This is a genomic window from Pontibacter lucknowensis (genome assembly GCF_900156415.1).
Classification (GTDB): domain Bacteria; phylum Bacteroidota; class Bacteroidia; order Cytophagales; family Hymenobacteraceae; genus Pontibacter; species Pontibacter lucknowensis.
Genome location: NZ_FTNM01000001.1, coordinates 329,301 through 347,850, shown reverse-complemented (window position 1 = coordinate 347,850; position 18,550 = coordinate 329,301). Strand labels below are relative to the sequence as shown.

The following is an 18,550-nucleotide window of genomic DNA, read 5'->3' as shown; positions in this document are numbered from 1 at the left end:
GGGGTATAATCTACCTATTCTGGTAGTAATATAAAGTGGCGGAGCAGCTACCAAATGACCCTAAATATAACTTGTCGCCGTAGGAGAAGCCGGAGTATTGCTCGCTACTCACGCAACCAGGGTAGACGGCTACTTTTTCCCACTTTTTCTGTTCCTCACTAAAACGCAGCAAGGCTCTGTCGCCCTTCGCGCTGATTGCAAAGCCGGTTCCCTGGTGGGTGAAAACTCTGAAAGGACCGTTTAAGGTACTTTCCTCAGGCATAACCGCTACCTGCGACCAACTATCTTGCTGTGCATTGTATAGCCAGGTGGCATTACCCACTACTGTGTAGGCTTTCCCGTTGATCACAAAGCCGGAGCCGTTGTAGTTGTTCCGGAAAGGGTTGAGCGCCTCTACCTCTTCTGTTGCCGGATCATAGCGCCAGAGTGTTGTGTTGCTGCTAGTGTTGCGGCCTCCGAAGAAGTAGATATAGCCATCGTGTGTAAAGCTGCTGGCGTCGGAAACGCCGAAGGTCAGACCTTTCTTTTGCAACCAGCTTTTGCTGCTGATATCGTACTCCCAAACCGACATAAAAATGGTATAATACTGATAGTTTCCCCCGATAAGGTATACCTTGTCCCCAACCTTATGCAGCGCAGAGCCATTGCGAGCCTGTCCGGGAAAAGCGCCTTCATTTCGCCAGATACCGGTTTCCACTTCGTAACTTATCATGCGATCGTAGGAAAAGAAGTAGGCTTGTCCGCCCGAAATGAAGGAAGGTATGTGCGCTGTGTTGGCTGGAACAGAAGTGGGCTTGACAGAAGCAGCCATGAAACCTGACACTAAGGTATAAGAATAAGGTAAAGCTGCCGTCTTGTTTCCCCGGTTGACAGATACAGTCAGTGCTTTGTCATACAGATCCGGTGTGATTACTGGTACTTTCACCTTGATCTCTGTGTCTGTTACTGAGACTATGGTTGCTGATTTCCCTCCAATATTCACATATGGTCCCCAACCGGAGTAGCTTAAGTTTTTGCCATAAATACTCAACTCGTCACCGGGCATTCCCTTGTCAGGCGAGATATGGGTAATCTGTGGGCCTATAATCTCAAACTCCTCTTCAGCTGTCGTTTGCTCACCATGTGCAGTCACGGTTATTGGGAAAGTCCCCGAATAAGTCACTCTAGGTGTTATTATCGTAATACTGTCGGGGTGCGCTGAGACGACATATGCCTGTATTTCCCCGATGCTCACTTTTACTAAGCTTCTGTTGTTGCTAAAGTTTTGACCATAGATAGTAACAGTACTATTGTCTTCAGCTGCTTTTGGGCTGAAGCTATGGATAACAGGTGCAGCGGTATTCAGGCTTTTGAATGCTAAGGCCGTTCCATACGTGGTGTTCTGGCCATGCCTGGCATAGGCCTGTATCCTGTAATTATACCCCTTCACGAGACCATGCGTCAACCTGGCCTCAAACTCACCGGTGACAGCAGAAATGCCTACTACCTTCTTTATAATACTCTTGTCATTGTTTATAGCGGTGTACTCAAACCCATACTCGGTCACTGGTTCACTACCGAGGCTAACGATTTCACCCTTCACGGATGCCCCGGTACTATCAGGTGTAACCTCAAGTGTTCTCAAAATAGGATAACGCTGTGCCTCTGGAAAGTCCTTTTCTTTGGCGCAACCATGCAGCACCAGCAGGAAAATAAAAGACAATAATTTCAGCTGCCTCATAGGTTGAATCGGATTGTAGTAGAAAGGTTGTTGATGGAATAGTTCTCGGCGAATACATGACCGGTGCTGAGCCCAAGACTGACATAGTTTTTTGGGAGGTAGAAGTACTGTAATCCCACGCCAGCCATTACGCCAAAGTTTGCTTTTTGCAACCGGAATATATCCTCATATTCATGCAGACTGGTCGAATTGCTTTTGTGCTTAGCCTCTAGGAGTTTGTTAGACTGCTTTACCGCATACAATAGTTCCGCTCCACCCTCAGCATAGAAAGAGACTTTGTTGCCGTTGAAGTAATAGCGGGGTATAACGGATAACCTTAGGAAGTCAAGGGTCAGTTTCATGTGTTGGTCCAGAGAAGTACTGATCAGTGCTGTTGCAAAGTCCATTTTGCCATAGCTCAGTTGACTGATAATACTCAGATTGTTAAAGTCCCAAACGGGCGCCTCAACAAATGCTCCTGCCTCTACATTTTCTGATGTCATGCTGTAATCCCCAAATCCGTTTTCAGGAAAGGCTTCAGTTTTGATCTGTATGGTGGAGCGGTTGAAACTGGCTATACCACCAAAGCTGAACATGGACATTCTCGCATTTCGGCCTTTGTTGATGTTGCGGGTATAGTAACGAAGGGACTGTTCAGACAGCCTGACACGTGGTAGCTGCCGCTGCCAGAAAGTTGAGTTGGCGGCATGCTGGCTCAGGTTAGTCTGCAGGTTCTCCTTTGTAAGCTGGGTGAGGTCATTCTTCTCAAAGTAATACTGTTTCCCGTTCTCCCCACGTATCGCGTATAAATTAAGCTCACCTCCTGTAATGGTTTTCAGGAATACATGGCGCATCTCTCCAAAGTAGGTCACCTTCCGGGCGACGAACTTCGTACTGTCACTATACCCAAATTCTGTTAAAGCCCCGGCAGCGTATGTCTCAAGCAGGCTTTTTTTTGATTTTTGATACCCAACCTGGAAGGGCTTTCTCGGATCAAACTGTATATACCCATCTGTATAAACAGTATCACCCTGCACAATGTAGCCTCGTGACTGAGCCCTGGAAGAAGACCAGCCCAGAAGAAGCACAAAAAGCATGGAGAAGGTAAAGCAACTAATTTTGCTGTTCATTGAATAGGGAGTAGGAAATCGAAGTGATTTTGAGATAAATTTGCGAGACTAAAAATAGATATAATATTATATAGTTTTTTAGCCGAACAGATTAATTAATTTAGGAAAATGCCGAAATACAATTTAACATGGCAGGCATCTGACGTGCAGTTACTGGAGGCTTTGTTGCTGGCGACAGGGGGTGAGGGAGGTGCTACACTACAGGACGTTTTGCTGATGGGCGACGCTGTCGATGGCACTGTTTATTCACTGGAAGAAATAACGGAGGGATTGGAGAAACTTACTGCTGTTGGTTGTATCACGGTACAGAAAAATAAACTATCCTTGTCGCCTGAATTTCTAAAAGAGTATGAACAGGCTACTTTGGACGAAGGGCTAGAGGAGGAATCTGTCCGGCCCCTGGAAAAGCTACTCCATCAGAAGGCGGTTACAATGGAGGCGATAGAGCAGGTGCGGGCTAATGTGCTGAAGAAGTACAAGTTAAAAAACTACTATCAGCAGTACCTGGAGCAGTATGGAGGCTAATGTACTAAGCTGAAAGAATTGGTGCTTTACAGGTGTGCCAACTTAATTTAATCTTCAGTATTGTGAAGGCTTGTATGGGCTTGAGAATAACAGAAAAGCCGCTGGATTCCCAGCGGCTTTTCTGTTTGTATGCTATTCAATCAGTAGCCTATTAGCTGATTTTCTCAAATCCCAGGTATGGGTGCAGCACCTTCGGCATGTTGATACCGTCCGGCGTCTGGTTGTTCTCCAGGATAGCAGCTACGATACGCGGTAAGGCGAGGGCGCTACCATTAAGCGTGTGCAGCAGCTGCGTCTTGCCTGACTCTGTTTTATAGCGCAGTTTCAAACGGTTAGACTGGTAAGTCTCAAAGTTAGAAGCGGAGCTTACCTCCAGCCAGCGGTTCTGAGCGGTAGAATACACTTCCATGTCGTAGGTGAGGGCAGAGGTAAAGCCCATGTCGCCGCCGCACAGGCGCAGCACACGGTATGGCAGCTCCAACTTCTGCAGCAATCCCTGGATGTAGCTGCTCATTTCCTCCAGCGCTTCGTAGGATTTTTCAGGCAGCGTAATCTGTACAATTTCTACCTTGTCGAACTGGTGCAGACGGTTCAATCCGCGCACATCAGCACCCCACGATCCGGCCTCTCTTCTGAAGCATGGCGTATGCCCTGCGTTCTTGATCGGTAGTTGCTCCACCGGCACAATCACGTCACGGTAAATGTTGGTGATTGGCACCTCGGCAGTCGGGATCAGGTATAGGTTGTCTTCTGTGGCGTGGTACATCTGGCCGTCTTTGTCGGGCAGCTGGCCAGTACCGTAACCAGAGGCTTCGTTCACCAGGATTGGCGGTTGTACTTCCATGTAACCGGCTTTCATGGCCTCATCCAGGAAGAAGTTGATGAGCGCACGCTGCAGGCGGGCACCTTGCTTTTTGTACACTGGAAAACCAGCGCCGGATATCTTGTTGCCCAGCTCGAAATCGATGATGTCGTACTGCTGGATCAACTCCCAATGTGGCTGCGCGCCTTCGTGCAATTGCGGAATTTCACCGTGTTGGAGAACTACTTCATTGTCTTCGGCTGTTCTACCTTCAGGAACACTTGCATGCGGAAGGTTTGGTAACTTGTATAATGCTTGCTGTATTTGCTCTTCGATGGCAGATAGCTGCTCAGCCAGCGATTTAGTCTGCTGCTTTAACTCGGATGTTTCTGCTTTGGAGGCTTCGGCTTTTTCGCGGTCGCCGTTTTTCATCAGTATACCGATCTCTTTAGAGATTGCATTGGCACGGGCCTGCAGCTCATCGTGCTGGCTCTGCACCTGTCGGCGCTGCTGGTCAAGAGCTACAATGGCCTCCACTTCCTGAGCGGCATTTTTGTAGTTTTTCTTGGTCAGTCCAGCTATCACCAGCTCTGTCTGCTCTCTTAAAACGTTTAGCTGTAGCATAGTTTGGGTCTTTGTATAGCTGCAAAAATATACTTTTTTAGGTTGTAAGCGGCATTTACGAAATCTTTTAAGGAAAAACTGAAACATTTTCAACAAAAACTCCGCTAATATTTGTTAATTAATAAGCATTGCAATAACATTGCAGTGCAATTTATGGCAGGCCCTTTCCTGAGCCGCACAAAACTCTATCGCATTCATTCATTTTCCGAATTATAAGTAAAGCTCTCGCTGCGTTCGCCCAAGCGTGCCAAGCAGGTTAATTTAACTACCATACCACATTTATGTACAAAATTGAAGAATTGAAAGATAGGCTTCTTTCAGAACTCAAGGAAATTGCAGAAGACCTGGGTGTCAAGAATTTCAAGAAACTCAGCAAACAGGATCTGGTTTACAAAATCCTTGATCAGCAAGCCATTACCCCTCCCGAACAATTGCCGAAAAAAGTAAAATCCTCCCCTAGCACAGCCGCCGCAAGCGAAACCGAAGCTACTGAAAACACAATTACTACCAGCGAAGAGCAACCGGCACCTGCCCCCGCAGCGCCAACCGAACGAAGACCTGCCCGCGAAGCAGCCCGCCGCGAACAAACAAGCCCGACTTTAGTGCAACAGCCGGCACCTACCAAGGACCATGGTCCGCAGCGTGAGCGCGTAACAACCCGCCGCGATAACCGCAATGATGCCGGTAATCCGCGTGAGCAGCGTCAGGAGCCGCGAGCAGAGCGCACAGAGGCACGTCCGGAACGTGCTGAGAGACCGGAGCGTACAGAAAGACCAGAACGTGTTGAGAGAACGGAACAACGTCCTGAACGCACTGAAAGAAGCGATAACCGTGCAGAGCAGCGTGAGCAGCGCCCTGAGGTAGGCAATCGCAGCGATAGCCGCACCGAACAGAACCGTGGCGGTGACAATTTCCCTCGTCGCCAGCAACATGCGGCCGCAAACAGTAACAACTTCCGTGAGTTTGACGGAATAATCCTAAATGAAGGTGTGCTGGAATTGATGCAGGATGGCTACGGCTTCCTTCGCTCTACGCACTATAACTACCTGGCTTCCCCAGATGATATCTATGTGTCTCCTTCTCAGATCAAATTGTTTGGTCTTAAGACCGGTGATACTGTAAAAGGACAGATCCGTCCGCCGAAAGAAGGGGAGAAGTACTTTGCTCTGTTGAAAGTGGATTCTGTGAACGGACGTACCACGGAAGAAATCCGTGACCGTATTCCTTTCCAGCACCTGACGCCGCTTTTCCCGGAAGAGCGTCTGAAGCTTACTACCAGGCCAAGCCAGCTTTCTACCCGTATACTTGACCTTTTTGCCCCAATCGGTAAAGGGCAGCGTGGTATGATCGTGGCACAGCCAAAGACAGGTAAAACGGTATTGTTGAAAGAGATTGCCAACGCCATTTCTGAAAACCACCCGGAAGTATACCTGATGATCCTGCTCATAGACGAGCGCCCTGAAGAAGTAACCGACATGGCACGCAGCGTGAAGGCAGAGGTGATCGCCTCTACTTTCGACGAAACTGCAGAGCGCCACGTGAAGGTTTCGAGCATCGTGCTGGACAAGGCCAAGCGTATGGTAGAGTGCGGCCACGACGTAGTAATCCTGCTCGACTCCATTACACGTCTGGCGCGTGCCTACAACACGGTAGTGCCTTCGTCAGGAAAGATCCTGTCGGGTGGTGTGGATGCCAACGCACTGCACAAGCCGAAGCGCTTCTTCGGTGCTGCCCGTAACGTAGAAAACGGCGGATCCCTGACCATCATCGCTACTGCCCTGATCGACACAGGTTCTAAGATGGACGAGGTGATCTTCGAAGAATTTAAAGGTACCGGTAACATGGAACTGCAGCTGGACCGCAAACTGGCCAACCGCAGAATCTACCCTGCTATCGATGTACCGGCTTCGGGTACACGTCGCGAAGACCTGCTTATGGACCGCGACGAACTCAACCGCATCTGGATTCTGCGCAAGTTTATGTCCGACATGAATTCCGTAGAAGCCATGGAATTCCTGAAAGACAGAATGCAGGGTACTAAGAGCAACGAAGAGTTCCTGATCTCGATGAACGGATAAGGTTACCCCAATAAAAGAAAACGCCCCTTTGCTACTAAGCAAAGGGGCGTTTTCTTTTATTGGGGCTGATTGAGCGATTACATTAAATAGCTAAATGTATTAACTCAATCACTCAATCTCCCTCAACTCCAAAAAGGATAATCAGGGGTAGCCAAGAGATAGACAGTATACGTCAGCACCACGCCATATACAATGTGTGCGAAGATAAGCGTGATCAGGTAAGTGCGAAGGGAGATGAGCGGCGGACGAGGGTGCACCAGGAAGAACAGATACCAGATGAACATCGCCATCAGGCCATGGGCTAGCCCGAAAAGCAAACCCCATGAGGCATTGATGAGACCTACCTCTGAGTGCCACAGCGCAATGTAGAACAGCGCAAAAATGATCCCGACCAAGTAATGCGCCACGGTGCCGTATACCTTGGTGCTGGTCGCCATCGAGAGAGAGCCGTCGGGTTGGGTGCGGTTGGTAAGCATGGTGCCCAGTATCCGGATCACCTTCATAACACGGTGCGTCACAAACGAGAGCAGGTACAGAAAGGCAGTCATGGCGGCGGTAGCGGCAATGCCTCCTATTACAGCGTAGAGTAGTTTCATGGTGCGACAGTTTTTGCTGTTATACGAAATCAGACTGTGTAGTTACAGGAAGCCGGCCGATACGGACCTTAGCCACTATACATGGAGCGCAGTAGCAGTATCAGGAAAAATGCAAAGCTGATGCAGAGCGACGAGATCTTGTTCATGCGCATCGTATTCTCGAAGTTAACTTCTTTTGAATTCTGCCACGACTTCCGCACCCAGCTCAGAAAAAAGAAAGTGATGGGCGCGGTGCAGAGCAGGAAGACCAATATGCTGATCAGTTGCCCCTGCGCCAGGTATAGCCCGACCAGTAAGGCCGCTCCCAGGCCCAGGGCTATACCTGCAAACACAAATGTGCCCCGTATACCTAGTAGCAAGCTCAGTGTTTTATCACCTCGCTCACTGTCTTCCTGATGCTGATAAATTTGAGTAAGAGGATATGAGCCACAGAGAAAGAGCGTGCTTACCAACGCAAACCAGATATTAGGCGATTGCCAGATGAGCTCAAGGTCGAGATCGGCCCCGACCTGTACCATCACAAAAGTAAAGGCGCCCTGAAACACTGTGACGACCAGCGTGCTGATGACAGGATATTTTTTTAGCCGAATATCCCGATCGCTGTAAGCTTTGGAAACCAGCAGGTATAGTCCGACCATCAGGGCAAACAGAGGCGAAAGCATAAAGCTGAGCAACAAGGCTAGCACATCGAATAAAAGTACCAAGTGAAACAGCTCCTGCGTGACTTTGGGAGGTCTGCGGAGCCCACCGATGCTGCTTTCGTCGCGGTCGTGGTAGGAGTTGTAGCCGTTGCTGGCAGGGTATACCAATATGTGCAGAATCAAGAACACGGCCGCTGCCCGCCACAAGGTATAGCCATCCACCACACTGAGCGCAAACCAGTACACCGGCATCAGGTATACCGAAAACGGTATCCGCATCAGGGTCAGAGCACTGCTGTATTTTCCGATAACAGGTATAGCGAGTGGTTTCATAGTTTCATCAATTCTCAGGACAGCCCAGCAGGTAGATGACTTGTCTGCCCGGTCCGCTCCCCACTATGCCGCTGCGCCAGGTATAGCCGGGCGGGGTATCGACGCGGGACAGCAACTCGTCCAGCATCCGGGGGTTGTACAGTCTGAAAAGAGATACCAAGCCATCCCAAAGTATACCTAACGGGATGATTGGTATAAGGTACGTGAACAGTAGCCTGCTAAGTTTAAAAGGACGGATAAAAGGAGTTACCAGCAGGATAATGATCGGGAAGGTAAGCAGAAAGATGATCAGTTCGGTCCAGGTTTTGCCGCCTCCCTCAAAAATGCCGATCGGCGCCCGTTGATCGGCCGCATTCTGCAAAATAGCGACCGCCTGCTGTGGTCTGAAATGGTGAAAAGATGAAAAGATGGTGCGTACTCCTTTTATCTGAGGAGGTACATCCGTAGTATCAACAGGAGAGGCAATGAAATCGATCAACCCACCGGACTGGTCCTGCAGGAACTCGTAAGCACCTAGGTTGGGGTATCGGTCAGATAAAGTGACACGCACAGGCACGTTCATGCGCTGGCTCAGTGCTTCACGTATACCTGCTATGCCACCACCGGCACCCGAGCAAAGGTCAGTGAAGTGCGTTTGGCCACTGCGACGGAGCAGGTCCTCCAGCAGAGGTATGGCAGGGCCGTAAGCGCCAAGCTTTGAGATCATGAAGCGGAGGAAGTCGAGCATGCCCTGACGGAAAATGTGGGGAAACCAGGGCTGGTCTTCAAGCTCGAATAGGTGCAGGCGGAAGTTCAAGGGCAGCAGCGATTGTTTTGTTCGCATACTGCCTGATGTCTCTAAAAGTTGCTACGGAAGCGTTGTACCACGCTGGCTCATCCAGGGGTGCAGCTCCATGATCAGCTTGCCGGCTTTTACAGCAGGATCTGCTTCAGTCAATGCCTTTGCCTCTTCCAGGGAAGCCACATCAAAAATAAAAATACCACGCAGCTCGCCATTGTCCAGGAACGGGCCGGCCATCACCAGTTTACCATCAGCAGCCATCTTACGAATATGCGCCATGTGTCCGCGCTGGATGCTGTTCACCTCAGCCGTGTCGGTTGGCTGGTATGGGCCTTTTTTGAGCAGGGCCATGTAGTAGGTCTTCATCTGGCTCATGTCCATCTCGCCAGATTTTTTAGGTGTCTCCTGAGCTGTAGCGGCCGGAGCTTTTTTTACGGCAGGCTTTGCTTTTGATTGAGCCTGAGTAGCCAGCGTGCAGCAAACGCTGAGTGCCAGCGCCATTCCGGTTGTTTGTAGCAGTTTCTTCATGAAGATAAAGGTATAGTTTTTCATCTACTTTACCACAACTCCTGCGGCACCAGCCCCAATGCTGAAATTGTCACCAGAGTTGCTGAACAGCTGCCAGTATTCCTCCTGTGGTTTATCCAGATCAGGAGCTAAAATCAGGCGGTCGCCATTCACAAAAGTCAGCGCTATACCGTAGGCGTCTTTTATTTCAGCACTCTCAATCGCCAAAGCCTGACTACTGATCACCAGGCCCTGCAGACGCTGGTCGCGGAGGTTGGCGCCTGGCACTTTCCAGTCGAACTTGGGAGAGGGCAGGCCGGGCTCACGCTTGCGCATGAATACCTCACTGTGCTTGATCGTAGTGCCATCAGCCAACTCAAAGGTCCAAGGGCAGTTTACGGCCAGGGTATAGAGACCCACGTCCAGAATCAATCCTTTTGGGGTGGTGTAGCTGGTTTTGCCGAAGTGGAAGTACTGCACCAGTTCATTGCGGGTAGTCTTGGTCAGCGGCAAACCCTTGATCTTGTCGAAAGCTGCCTGTAGTTGCTCTTGCATGGAGGTATAGGTAATGCTATGCGCAAAGATAGGCAGGGTCCGTCAAAGTTATAACAGCTTCTGTATATCACTGACTAAGTTTTATGCGTTTCTGGGAAAGTATTTGTACACAAAAGGTATATTTGCAGTAGATTAGAAAGAAGCGTTCCGGAAAAATACGGGCAGTCTGCCCTGATGATATAACATGCTGCAAGAGCAAGAAAAAGAAAGAGAAAAGCCACCGGTTAAGAAAAAGAGGTCCGTGTACGGCAGTGTGATCGGCTATACCTGGAAGCTGTTCCTGCTGGGGCTGATGGTGGTGATCGGCTATCTGGTGAGTGTGGAGTACAACTTCTTTTACCTTTTCGGCTCTTCTCCGAGTCTGGACAGGCTGGAAAACCCACGCAGCGACCAGGCCTCAGAGCTTTATACTGCCGACGGCCAACTGATCGGAAAGTATTTCCGTGAGAACCGCAGTCCGGTCGGCTACAAGCAAATGTCGCCTACGCTCATCAACGCCCTGATAGCCACAGAGGACGTCCGTTTTCATGAACATGCAGGTATAGACCCTACCGCCATTTTCGGAGCTGTATACGACAACCTGCGGGGCGAAAGCCGTGGGGGCAGTACCATTACGCAGCAGCTGGCCAAAAACCTGTACAAAACCAGAACCGACGACTCGAAGGGCGTACTGGGCCACATACCTGGCCTTAACATTGTCATCTCCAAAACAAAGGAGTGGCTGACCGCTATCAAACTCGAACAGCGCTATACCAAGGAAGAGATCCTGGCTATGTACCTCAACACGGTAGACTTCGGTAGTAACTCCTTCGGTATTCAGGTAGCTTCCAAAACCTTCTTCAACACCTCACCTGACAGTCTGAAAACAGAACAGGCCGCCGTGCTGGTAGGTTTGCTCAAAGCACCAACCTACTACAGCCCACGCTTTAATCCGGAGAATGCCACCCGCCGCCGCAACACGGTGTTGGGGCAGATGGCCAAGTATAACTACCTGACAACTGCTGAGGCCGACTCGCTTAGCCAGCTGCCGCTGGAGCTGGAGTACAAGGTGGAGAACCACTACGACGGACCGGCTACTTACTTCCGTGGCGCTGTAGCTGACTTTATGAAGGAGTGGTGCAAGCAGAACGGCTACGACCTTTACCGCGACGGTCTGAAAGTATACACCACCATCGACTCACGCATACAGGCACATGCCGAGGCAGCCATGGAGCAGCAGATGCGTACTTTGCAGCGCCGCTTCGACAATCACTGGCAGGGCAAGAACCCGTGGGTGGACGAGAAGAACCGTGAGATACCGAACTTCATTGAAGAGACGATTAAGCGCACCGACTACTACCGCCGCCTTAAGAAGAAGCATGGAGATGATGTGGCCGCGATCAATAAAGAGCTGAACACCCCACGCGAGATGATGGTGTTTACCTGGGATAATCCGGCCCGCGAGAAGAAAATGACTATGTCGCCGTTAGACTCGTTGCGCTACTACAAGCGCTTCCTGCACGGCGGTATGATGACCATGGATCCATTCTCAGGTGAGATCAAGGCCTGGGTGGGTGGCATCAACTACAAATATTTTAAGTTTGACCATGTGAAGCAGGCCCGACGCCAGCCGGGCTCCACCTTTAAGCCGTTCGTGTACGTGGCCGCTATCGACAACGGTTATTCACCCTGCGACAAGATCGTAGACACGCGCATCACCATCAATTACGTGGAGAAAGGGGAGAAGAAGAGCTGGTCGCCTACCAACGCCGACTGGACCTATACCGGTGCTCCGATGACGTTGCGCCGTGCCATGGGTAAATCGGTTAACTCCGTAACAGCGCAGCTCACGGAGCTGGTAGGCTGGGAGACGGTGGTAGACTACGCACACAAGCTGGGCATCAGCAGCCCGCTGGACAAGGTGCCTTCCATCGGCTTAGGGCCGAGTGATGTGTCGGTTTACGATATGGTGGGAGCCTACAGTACTTTCCCGAATCACGGTTTCCATACCGCACCACGTTTCATCACCCGTATCGAGGATCGTGAAGGCAACGTGATCGAGCAGTTTGTGCCGGAGCAGAAAAAGGTGCTGAGCGAGGAAACGGCCTTCCTGATGATGCACATGCTGAAGGGCGGTATAGAAGAGCCGGGCGGCACTTCACAAGCCTTGTGGGAATACGACCTTTGGAAGGGCAACGAGATAGGCGGCAAGACCGGAACAACCTCCAACCACTCCGACGGCTGGTTTATGGGTGTAACCAAAGACCTGGTAACAGGTGTGTGGGTAGGTGGCGAAGACCGTAGCATCCACTTCCGAACTTCCAACCTGGGCGAAGGCTCCAAAACGGCGCTGCCGGTGTATGGACTCTTCATGGAGCGCATCTACAAGGACAAAGACCTCGGCTATACCATGGGGCGCTTCCCGGGACCAACCGTCAAGATCAGCAAGAAGTATAACTGCACCACTGTACTGCCAAAAGCTGAGCCAGACTCCACGCAGCTGGACCTTAATCTGGATATACTGGATCTGTCAGAATTCCTGCAGTAGTAGATTCGTAAAAGCAGAAGTGCCCGCTGAGGATATCCTCAGCGGGCACTTCTGCTTTTAGGTAAATTAGTTTTCAGATTTAGTTCTGATGCTTCTTATAGAATGACTCCAGCGCCTCGTCCAGGTAGTTATACTCGAAGGTGAAGCCGGTCTGTAGCACCTTGTTGGCACTTACACGCTGACCGCTCAGTACTACATCGCTCATTTCGCCGAGCATCAGGTTTAGGGCAAAAGAAGGTACTTTAGGCAATACCAAAGGCTTGTGCATAGCCTCTGCCAAAGCCTCTGTAAACTCCTGGTTCGTTACAGGGTGAGGAGCTACAGCATTGTATACACCAGCAAAGGTCGTGTCTTCTATAGCCCGGATATAAAGGCGGCACAGGTCATCGATATGGATCCAGGACATGTACTGCTTTCCGCTGCCAAGCGGAGCACCTGCCATCAACTTAACAGGACGGGCCATTTGCGGAAGGGCACCCCCTTTGTCGCTCAGCGCTATACCTGTGCGCAGGATGACGGTGCGTATACCTAGGTCTTTGATTTGCCACACGGCTGCTTCCCAGGCTTTGCACACTTCGGCCATAAAGTCTTCGCCATAGCTACTTTCCTCTGACATCAGCTGGTCACCTGAGTTGCCATAAATACCAATAGCAGAAGCCGAAACAAAGCCTTTAACGTGATGCTCATGTTGACGAAGACCGTCGAGCAGTAACTGGGTACTATCTACCCGGCTGCGCAGGATCTCACGCTTGCGCTCTTTTGTCCATTTCTCCTCGGCCAGACCAGCACCCGCCAGGTGAATGATGTAGTCGGCGTACGTGATGGCATTCTCGTCAATAGAAGAATTTTGAATATCCCAGCGGAAGGTCTTGTAGTGGGAGAATTTATCGGGATCTCGGGACAGGTGCGCCACTTCATAGCCCTGATCGATCAGCATCTCCGACAGACGCGTCCCGATCAGTCCTGAACCACCTGAAATGAGTATTTTCCCAGCCATAAGCTTTGATCGATGTTATAAATTATATAGAAATATATCTATACGTGTAAGGACTAACTGAAAGTTGCTTTCACCGATCAAAACCAGCTGGCAGGGCTATGGTTTGCCCAGGCTGTAGTTTTATTTTTTGCGGATGTGGCTCAGGAATTCGCTACGGTACTGCTCCTGCTCAAACAAGCCGGAGTACTCAGCTGTGATCGTGCTGCTGCTCACGTCGTTCACGCCACGGCTCATCACACAAAGGTGATCCGCCTCGATCAGCACGGCCACATTCTCCGTCTGCAGGGCCTGCTTCAGCTCGTCGGCAATCTGCATGGTCATGCGCTCCTGCACCTGCGGACGGCGGGCGTAGTACTGCACAATACGGTTGAGTTTAGAAAGACCGATCACGTGCTCGTTGGGCATATAAGCCACGTGGGCCTTGCCGATGATCGGCACAAAGTGGTGTTCGCAGGAGGAATATACGGTGATATCGCGCTCCACAAGCATCTGGTTGTACTTGTACTTGTTCTCAAATCGGCGGATAACCGGCTTGTTCTCCGGGTGCAGACCACTGAAGATTTCCTGCACATACATTTTGGCAACACGCAAAGGCGTTCCTTTCAGGCTATCGTCCGTGAGGTCGAGGCCCATGGTATGCATGATCTCGCGGAAGTGCCTTTCAATGATCACGATCTTCTCGGCGTCAGAAAGGTCAAATGCGTCAGGGCGCAACGGTGTTTCCAGAGAGCTCATCATGTGATCATCCATCTCTTCCGCTTCTTGGCCCAGGTCCTGGTTATCCATTATATTCAACAAAGTTTCGTTCAGTTTCATAAAGCGTTACTGCCAGTTCATAATCCTGGCTTAATTTTTCCCGCAATCGATTCCAGATCACCATGGCAATGTGCTCGGCTGTCGGGTTCAGCTGCCTGAACTCTTCTGTGTCGAGGTTGAGGTTTTTATGATCAAACTTATCGATCACCTCTTCTTTTACCAGCGTACTCAGCTTCTTCATGTCGTACACATACCCGGTATCCTCGTTCACAGAGCCTGTCAGCTTGACAATAAGCTCGTAATTGTGCCCGTGGAAGTTCGGGTTGTTGCACAGCCCAAAGACCTCGGCGTTTTGCTCGTCGCTCCAGGCCGGGTTGTGCAGGCGGTGTGCGGCATTAAAGTGCTCTTTTCTGCAGATCGTTATTTTCATTGCGGTTCCAACAGGCGGGCCTATGTTATTGTTCGCGTAGGTGAAAAATTCATATTAGGGCTGCCCGGGTTGTAAACTTACAAAGGTAAGCTTCGTGGCCCCCAAACCCAAACAGAACAGCGGCTAAATTAAACCTGCGACTTATATCTGAAATATGCTATGGATTAGCTATTTTCGTAGGTATACGATTGTTCCTGTCTAATCATTATTTCTAAGTATAGTATGCGAGTAAAAGGATTGTTGGTAGCAGCCATGCTGCTGGTATCAGGTATGGCGAGTGCGCAGGTCATGCGTGTAGAGGAAAACGAACAGGTGGTAAGCGGCATCAAGCGCAGCGGCCAGCAGCTGAGCGTGCAGCTGGACCCTAAGTTTGTGGAGAAGATCTGGAAGGATCACTTGTCACAGGAAGCAGGCAAAGTGAAGCATTCGAAAGGTGTTTATACGGTAGAGGAGGGCAAACTCATCAGTATAAGCAAGCAGCCCGTGCGCGTGATTTCCACAGTAGGTACGCATGCCAGCGGCAGCTATGTCTGGTGGTCGCTCGATATGGGCACGACCCATCTCGACAAAGAAGCCACGCCTGAGGTATACGCCGCAGCGGAGCAGTTCATGGAGAACTTTGGCAGAAAGCTGTACCAGGAGGATGTGCTGCTGCAGATCAACGAAGCTGAGAATGTACTCCGCAGTACCAAAAAGGAGCAGGACCGTGTTGTGAAACAGGCCAATGACCTGCAGTTGAGTATCGAAAAGAACAAGAAGCGCAAGCAGGAGCTTGAGGCTGAGCTGGTGCGCAATGCCGATGAACTGCGTCAGCTGGAGCAAAATGTGGAGCTGAACGTGAAGCAGCAGGAAGCCAGCCGCCAGCAGGTGCAGGCGATGGAGCGGGCTGTAGAAGAGGTCAGAGCTAAATTGCGAGATATCAAGTAAGGTATAGTTTCTATACCTCTCATAAAACAGAAAAGCCTCCATAACCGGAGGCTTTTCTGTTTTATGAACTGCCCTGCGATAGACCAAGCATTATGCAGGAGACAAATCAAGGTGCTAGAGCTTCATCCAGCGCTGTATCTCCTGCTCTGCAAACTGCTCATTGCGCCAGCCTACGAACTTACTCCTGGCAGTTGGATTGTGGTGCACAAACCATTGCTGCAGAATCGCTTTAGCGGCCGGGTAGTCAGCCGTAAAGTTAGTGTAGTCTGAGGCATTGATGGTGCGCTCACTCGGCCTGGCAGGTACCGCCACGATCTTATGGTCAAGCTCCCCTTCAGTTTCTAATTGCAGTACACCCACAGGTATCACTTCCATCACAGTGCCTGTAACGACGCTTCCTGTCAGCACGATTACTTCCAAAGGCTTTTTCTGTGCGTTGGTTTCTGTAGAAGGTATGAAGCCGAAGTTGGCAGGGTAGGGCAGGAAAGGGATGACGCGGTCCTGACCAGCCTGCTGCTCTGCTTCAAATGCTTTTGTTTGCCTGTTGTAGTGGAATTTGGTTGCGCTCCCGGCTGGTACCTCGATCACGGCCTGTAACTGTTTTTTGCCATTGTAAGTGGGCAGGGCGGCATAGTCTGTCTGGCAGGAAGCCAGTAGAACCAGTGATAGCAGCAGGAAAGTATAGCGCTGTAGAGTTTTCATGGGTGAAGATCAACAAAGTGTTGCGAAGGTATAGCTGCAAATATAGCAAGCCTGGCCAGAGCAGGTATAGCCCGACCCGCAGAGCAGGTATAAAAAAAAGGAGCCGATCAGTTAGAACGGCTCCTTTTTACTAAAACTATGGAAAACTTATGAAAACAGGTTCTTCAATTATCTTCTTTCCTTGATACGTGCAGCTTTACCCTGCAGGCCTCTCAGGTAGTATAGTCTAGCTCTTCTAACACGGCCTTTTCTTACAAGCTCGATTTTCTCAATAGATGGAGAAAGCAGTGGGAAAATACGCTCCAGACCAATCTGGTTAGACACTTTTCTTACAGTGAAAGTCTCACCGTTTGTGTTTACGTTCTTGCGCTGAATAACAACGCCCTGGAACTGCTGGATACGCTCCTTGTTACCCTCACGGATTTTCACGTGGATGTTGATGGTATCGCCAGACTGGAAAGTCGGGAAAGAGGCGCGCTTGTCTGTAGATTCCTGCTCGATAAATTTAAGTAATTCGCTCATGGCTATGTTGTTAAAGCTAAATATCTTCTTCAAAATTCGGACTGCAAAGATATGTAATTATTTTTTACATAAATATTTTTGCAGAAAAAAAATGTAGGTTTTTGAAACTTATACCTTAAAACTGCTAAAACAGCGGTTTTGAGTGCGTTTCTATACCTGTAAACTATTCGTCGAGCAGGTCTGGCCGACGTTGTTTCGTCCGCTCAATAGCCTGTTCAAAGCGCCACTGCTCTATCTTGGGGTTATCGCCCGAAAGCAGGATATCAGGTACTTTCATGCCTTTGTAATCTGCAGGGCGGGTATACACTGGTGGTGCCAGCAGTCCGTCCTGAAACGAATCAGTGAGGGCAGAGGACTCGTCGTTGAGTACACCTGGTATAATGCGGATAATGGCATCAGCCAGCACCGCTGCTCCCAGTTCGCCGCCAGACAGCACATAATCGCCTATGCTGATTTCGTGGGTCACGTAGTGCTGTCGCACACGCTCGTCCACGCCTTTGTAGTGCCCGCACAGAATAATGACGTTGCGCATGAGTGAGAACTGGTTCACTACCTGCTGGTTTAGTGTCTGCCCGTCAGGCGTCATGTAAATCACGGCATCGTAGTCCCGCTCAGCTTTTAGCTCCGATAGTATCTTGTCAATGGGCTCGATCATCATCACCATACCTGCCCCGCCGCCAAAGGCGTAGTCGTCTATCTGGCCATGCTTGTTGATGGCATACTTACGAAGGTCGTGTATGTGAATTTCTACCAGGCCTTTTTGCTGCGCTCTTTTAACAATAGAATGGCTAAAAGGACTGTCCAACAGGTCGGGCTGGCAACTGATAATGTCAAATCGCATGATAATAGGGGCTACTCGTCGCGGTCGTCGGCGTCGTCAGGGGTGCCGGGCTGGGTGTATACTTCCAGCAGGCCTTCAGGCAGGTTTACGTGCAGCACCTTGGCTTCGTGGTCGGCGCGTACAAACACCTCGTCCAGCACAGGTACCAGCATTTCCTGCCCGTTGTACTCCATGGCCATCAGCTGCTGCTGCGGCATGTCGTAAAAGTCTTTCACGGTGCCAAGCGGGCCGTGGTTCTGGTCTATCACCTGGTAGCCGATCACTTCATGGAAGTAGAACTGTCCTTCTTCCAGCTCCGGGAGCTCGTCGAGCGGCAGGTATAGGCTGACATTGCGGAGTTTCTCGGCTTGCTCGATCGTCTTGATATCCTCAAAGGTGATAATAAAACGGCCTTTCTGCACGGGCTCCATTTTGTCAATAAAAAAAGGAATCAGCCTTCCTTGTTGTTCAAGAAAGACTGATTCCAGATCATCATAATCTTCGGGGTAGTCTACGTCGAAAAACGCAACCACTTGTCCCTTGATGCCATGGGTCTTGACGATGTGACCTAACAGGAAGCAGTCATCAATATGCATGG

At 50.2% G+C, this 18,550-nt stretch carries 19 protein-coding genes; 4 read left to right on the top strand and 15 right to left on the bottom strand.

The genetic code is table 11. The annotated features are described in order from the left end of the window. Positions 1 to 10: 10 nt before the first annotated feature. Together BW972_RS01520 and BW972_RS01515 are read right to left on the bottom strand one after the other, a co-directional pair. Positions 11 to 1,720: an IPT/TIG domain-containing protein gene (locus BW972_RS01520; protein WP_076420616.1), complete on the bottom strand. Its 1,710-nt coding sequence runs from the start codon at positions 1,718 to 1,720 to the stop codon at positions 11 to 13. Then, on the bottom strand, positions 1,717 to 2,829 hold the full coding sequence (locus BW972_RS01515; RefSeq protein WP_143731799.1) for a porin family protein: 1,113 nt from the start codon (positions 2,827 to 2,829) through the stop codon (positions 1,717 to 1,719). The genes BW972_RS01520 and BW972_RS01515 overlap by 4 nt, the downstream gene beginning before the upstream one ends. A 108-nt stretch (positions 2,830 to 2,937) precedes the next feature. Between BW972_RS01515 and BW972_RS01510 the strand changes: the two genes are divergently transcribed. Continuing rightward, the gene (locus BW972_RS01510) at positions 2,938 to 3,354 is read left to right on the top strand and encodes a hypothetical protein (RefSeq protein WP_076420612.1); all 417 of its coding nucleotides are present in this window, start codon (positions 2,938 to 2,940) and stop codon (positions 3,352 to 3,354) included. A gap of 151 nt (positions 3,355 to 3,505) precedes the next feature. Here BW972_RS01510 and serS read toward each other — a convergent pair whose 3' ends face one another. Next, positions 3,506 to 4,780, bottom strand: a complete 1,275-nt coding sequence (serS, locus tag BW972_RS01505) for a serine--tRNA ligase (RefSeq protein WP_076420610.1) — start codon at positions 4,778 to 4,780, stop codon at positions 3,506 to 3,508. Positions 4,781 to 5,061: 281 nt separating this feature from the next. Between serS and rho the strand changes: the two genes are divergently transcribed. Next, positions 5,062 to 6,858: a transcription termination factor Rho gene (gene rho, locus BW972_RS01500; RefSeq protein ID WP_076420608.1), complete on the top strand. Its 1,797-nt coding sequence runs from the start codon at positions 5,062 to 5,064 to the stop codon at positions 6,856 to 6,858. 122 nt (positions 6,859 to 6,980) lie between these two features. Here the strand turns inward: rho and BW972_RS01495 are convergent, their stop codons facing one another. The 5 genes from BW972_RS01495 to BW972_RS01475 form a co-directional block, all read right to left on the bottom strand. Next, positions 6,981 to 7,454, bottom strand: a complete 474-nt coding sequence (locus tag BW972_RS01495; RefSeq protein ID WP_076420606.1) for a hypothetical protein — start codon at positions 7,452 to 7,454, stop codon at positions 6,981 to 6,983. 68 nt (positions 7,455 to 7,522) lie between these two features. After that, positions 7,523 to 8,428 carry a UbiA family prenyltransferase gene (locus BW972_RS01490; protein WP_076420604.1) on the bottom strand — a complete coding sequence of 302 codons (906 nt, stop codon included), beginning with the start codon at positions 8,426 to 8,428 and terminating at the stop codon, positions 7,523 to 7,525. Between the two features lie 7 nt (positions 8,429 to 8,435). Continuing rightward, positions 8,436 to 9,251, bottom strand: a complete 816-nt coding sequence (locus BW972_RS01485) for a hypothetical protein (RefSeq protein WP_076420602.1) — start codon at positions 9,249 to 9,251, stop codon at positions 8,436 to 8,438. A 24-nt stretch (positions 9,252 to 9,275) separates the two neighbouring features. Next, positions 9,276 to 9,737 (bottom strand): YciI family protein, encoded by a 462-nt coding sequence (locus BW972_RS01480; RefSeq protein WP_143731891.1) that lies wholly within the window; start codon positions 9,735 to 9,737, stop codon positions 9,276 to 9,278. A 24-nt stretch (positions 9,738 to 9,761) separates the two neighbouring features. Next, positions 9,762 to 10,271, bottom strand: coding sequence for a hypothetical protein (locus BW972_RS01475; RefSeq protein WP_007657430.1), 510 nt, complete (start codon positions 10,269 to 10,271; stop codon positions 9,762 to 9,764). A 184-nt stretch (positions 10,272 to 10,455) separates the two neighbouring features. Between BW972_RS01475 and BW972_RS01470 the strand changes: the two genes are divergently transcribed. After that, on the top strand, positions 10,456 to 12,798 hold the full coding sequence (locus BW972_RS01470) for a penicillin-binding protein 1A (RefSeq protein WP_076420600.1): 2,343 nt from the start codon (positions 10,456 to 10,458) through the stop codon (positions 12,796 to 12,798). A gap of 79 nt (positions 12,799 to 12,877) precedes the next feature. Here the strand turns inward: BW972_RS01470 and BW972_RS01465 are convergent, their stop codons facing one another. The 3 genes from BW972_RS01465 to BW972_RS01455 form a co-directional block, all read right to left on the bottom strand. After that, on the bottom strand, positions 12,878 to 13,795 hold the full coding sequence (locus BW972_RS01465; RefSeq protein WP_076420599.1) for a TIGR01777 family oxidoreductase: 918 nt from the start codon (positions 13,793 to 13,795) through the stop codon (positions 12,878 to 12,880). 120 nt (positions 13,796 to 13,915) lie between these two features. Next, positions 13,916 to 14,611: a GTP cyclohydrolase I FolE gene (gene folE / locus BW972_RS01460; RefSeq protein ID WP_369750920.1), complete on the bottom strand. Its 696-nt coding sequence runs from the start codon at positions 14,609 to 14,611 to the stop codon at positions 13,916 to 13,918. Next, positions 14,574 to 14,981 carry a 6-pyruvoyl trahydropterin synthase family protein gene (locus tag BW972_RS01455; protein WP_076420596.1) on the bottom strand — a complete coding sequence of 136 codons (408 nt, stop codon included), beginning with the start codon at positions 14,979 to 14,981 and terminating at the stop codon, positions 14,574 to 14,576. Before BW972_RS01455 ends, folE begins: the two co-directional genes overlap by 38 nt. A gap of 222 nt (positions 14,982 to 15,203) precedes the next feature. Here BW972_RS01455 and BW972_RS01450 point away from each other — a divergent pair, with 222 nt between their 5' ends. After that, positions 15,204 to 15,908 carry a coiled-coil domain-containing protein gene (locus tag BW972_RS01450; RefSeq protein ID WP_040574254.1) on the top strand — a complete coding sequence of 235 codons (705 nt, stop codon included), beginning with the start codon at positions 15,204 to 15,206 and terminating at the stop codon, positions 15,906 to 15,908. 114 nt (positions 15,909 to 16,022) lie between these two features. Here BW972_RS01450 and BW972_RS01445 read toward each other — a convergent pair whose 3' ends face one another. From BW972_RS01445 to rimM, 4 genes are all read right to left on the bottom strand, one after another. Then, positions 16,023 to 16,610 carry an inorganic diphosphatase gene (locus BW972_RS01445; protein WP_007657439.1) on the bottom strand — a complete coding sequence of 196 codons (588 nt, stop codon included), beginning with the start codon at positions 16,608 to 16,610 and terminating at the stop codon, positions 16,023 to 16,025. A gap of 168 nt (positions 16,611 to 16,778) precedes the next feature. After that, complete coding sequence (gene rplS, locus BW972_RS01440) at positions 16,779 to 17,132, bottom strand: 50S ribosomal protein L19 (RefSeq protein WP_007657440.1); 354 nt, start codon at positions 17,130 to 17,132, stop codon at positions 16,779 to 16,781. A 163-nt stretch (positions 17,133 to 17,295) separates the two neighbouring features. After that, positions 17,296 to 17,973: a tRNA (guanosine(37)-N1)-methyltransferase TrmD gene (trmD, locus tag BW972_RS01435; RefSeq protein WP_076420595.1), complete on the bottom strand. Its 678-nt coding sequence runs from the start codon at positions 17,971 to 17,973 to the stop codon at positions 17,296 to 17,298. A gap of 11 nt (positions 17,974 to 17,984) precedes the next feature. Then, on the bottom strand, positions 17,985 to 18,548 hold the full coding sequence (gene rimM, locus BW972_RS01430; protein WP_076420592.1) for a ribosome maturation factor RimM: 564 nt from the start codon (positions 18,546 to 18,548) through the stop codon (positions 17,985 to 17,987). Between the last annotated feature and the right edge of the window lie 2 nt (positions 18,549 to 18,550).

What these genes read in the sequence shown, in the direction of transcription:
- BW972_RS01520 (WP_076420616.1), bottom strand. Translation starts at nt 1,720, where the DNA reads ATGAGGCAGCTGAAATTATTGTCTTTTATTTTCCTGCTGGTGCTGCAT.
- BW972_RS01515 (WP_143731799.1), bottom strand. Translation starts at nt 2,829, where the DNA reads ATGAACAGCAAAATTAGTTGCTTTACCTTCTCCATGCTTTTTGTGCTT.
- BW972_RS01510 (WP_076420612.1), top strand. Translation starts at nt 2,938, where the DNA reads ATGCCGAAATACAATTTAACATGGCAGGCATCTGACGTGCAGTTACTG.
- serS (WP_076420610.1), bottom strand. Translation starts at nt 4,780, where the DNA reads ATGCTACAGCTAAACGTTTTAAGAGAGCAGACAGAGCTGGTGATAGCT.
- rho (WP_076420608.1), top strand. Translation starts at nt 5,062, where the DNA reads ATGTACAAAATTGAAGAATTGAAAGATAGGCTTCTTTCAGAACTCAAG.
- BW972_RS01495 (WP_076420606.1), bottom strand. Translation starts at nt 7,454, where the DNA reads ATGAAACTACTCTACGCTGTAATAGGAGGCATTGCCGCTACCGCCGCC.
- BW972_RS01490 (WP_076420604.1), bottom strand. Translation starts at nt 8,428, where the DNA reads ATGAAACCACTCGCTATACCTGTTATCGGAAAATACAGCAGTGCTCTG.
- BW972_RS01485 (WP_076420602.1), bottom strand. Translation starts at nt 9,251, where the DNA reads ATGCGAACAAAACAATCGCTGCTGCCCTTGAACTTCCGCCTGCACCTA.
- BW972_RS01480 (WP_143731891.1), bottom strand. Translation starts at nt 9,737, where the DNA reads ATGAAGAAACTGCTACAAACAACCGGAATGGCGCTGGCACTCAGCGTT.
- BW972_RS01475 (WP_007657430.1), bottom strand. Translation starts at nt 10,271, where the DNA reads ATGCAAGAGCAACTACAGGCAGCTTTCGACAAGATCAAGGGTTTGCCG.
- BW972_RS01470 (WP_076420600.1), top strand. Translation starts at nt 10,456, where the DNA reads ATGCTGCAAGAGCAAGAAAAAGAAAGAGAAAAGCCACCGGTTAAGAAA.
- BW972_RS01465 (WP_076420599.1), bottom strand. Translation starts at nt 13,795, where the DNA reads ATGGCTGGGAAAATACTCATTTCAGGTGGTTCAGGACTGATCGGGACG.
- folE (WP_369750920.1), bottom strand. Translation starts at nt 14,611, where the DNA reads ATGAAACTGAACGAAACTTTGTTGAATATAATGGATAACCAGGACCTG.
- BW972_RS01455 (WP_076420596.1), bottom strand. Translation starts at nt 14,981, where the DNA reads ATGAAAATAACGATCTGCAGAAAAGAGCACTTTAATGCCGCACACCGC.
- BW972_RS01450 (WP_040574254.1), top strand. Translation starts at nt 15,204, where the DNA reads ATGCGAGTAAAAGGATTGTTGGTAGCAGCCATGCTGCTGGTATCAGGT.
- BW972_RS01445 (WP_007657439.1), bottom strand. Translation starts at nt 16,610, where the DNA reads ATGAAAACTCTACAGCGCTATACTTTCCTGCTGCTATCACTGGTTCTA.
- rplS (WP_007657440.1), bottom strand. Translation starts at nt 17,132, where the DNA reads ATGAGCGAATTACTTAAATTTATCGAGCAGGAATCTACAGACAAGCGC.
- trmD (WP_076420595.1), bottom strand. Translation starts at nt 17,973, where the DNA reads ATGCGATTTGACATTATCAGTTGCCAGCCCGACCTGTTGGACAGTCCT.
- rimM (WP_076420592.1), bottom strand. Translation starts at nt 18,548, where the DNA reads ATGCATATTGATGACTGCTTCCTGTTAGGTCACATCGTCAAGACCCAT.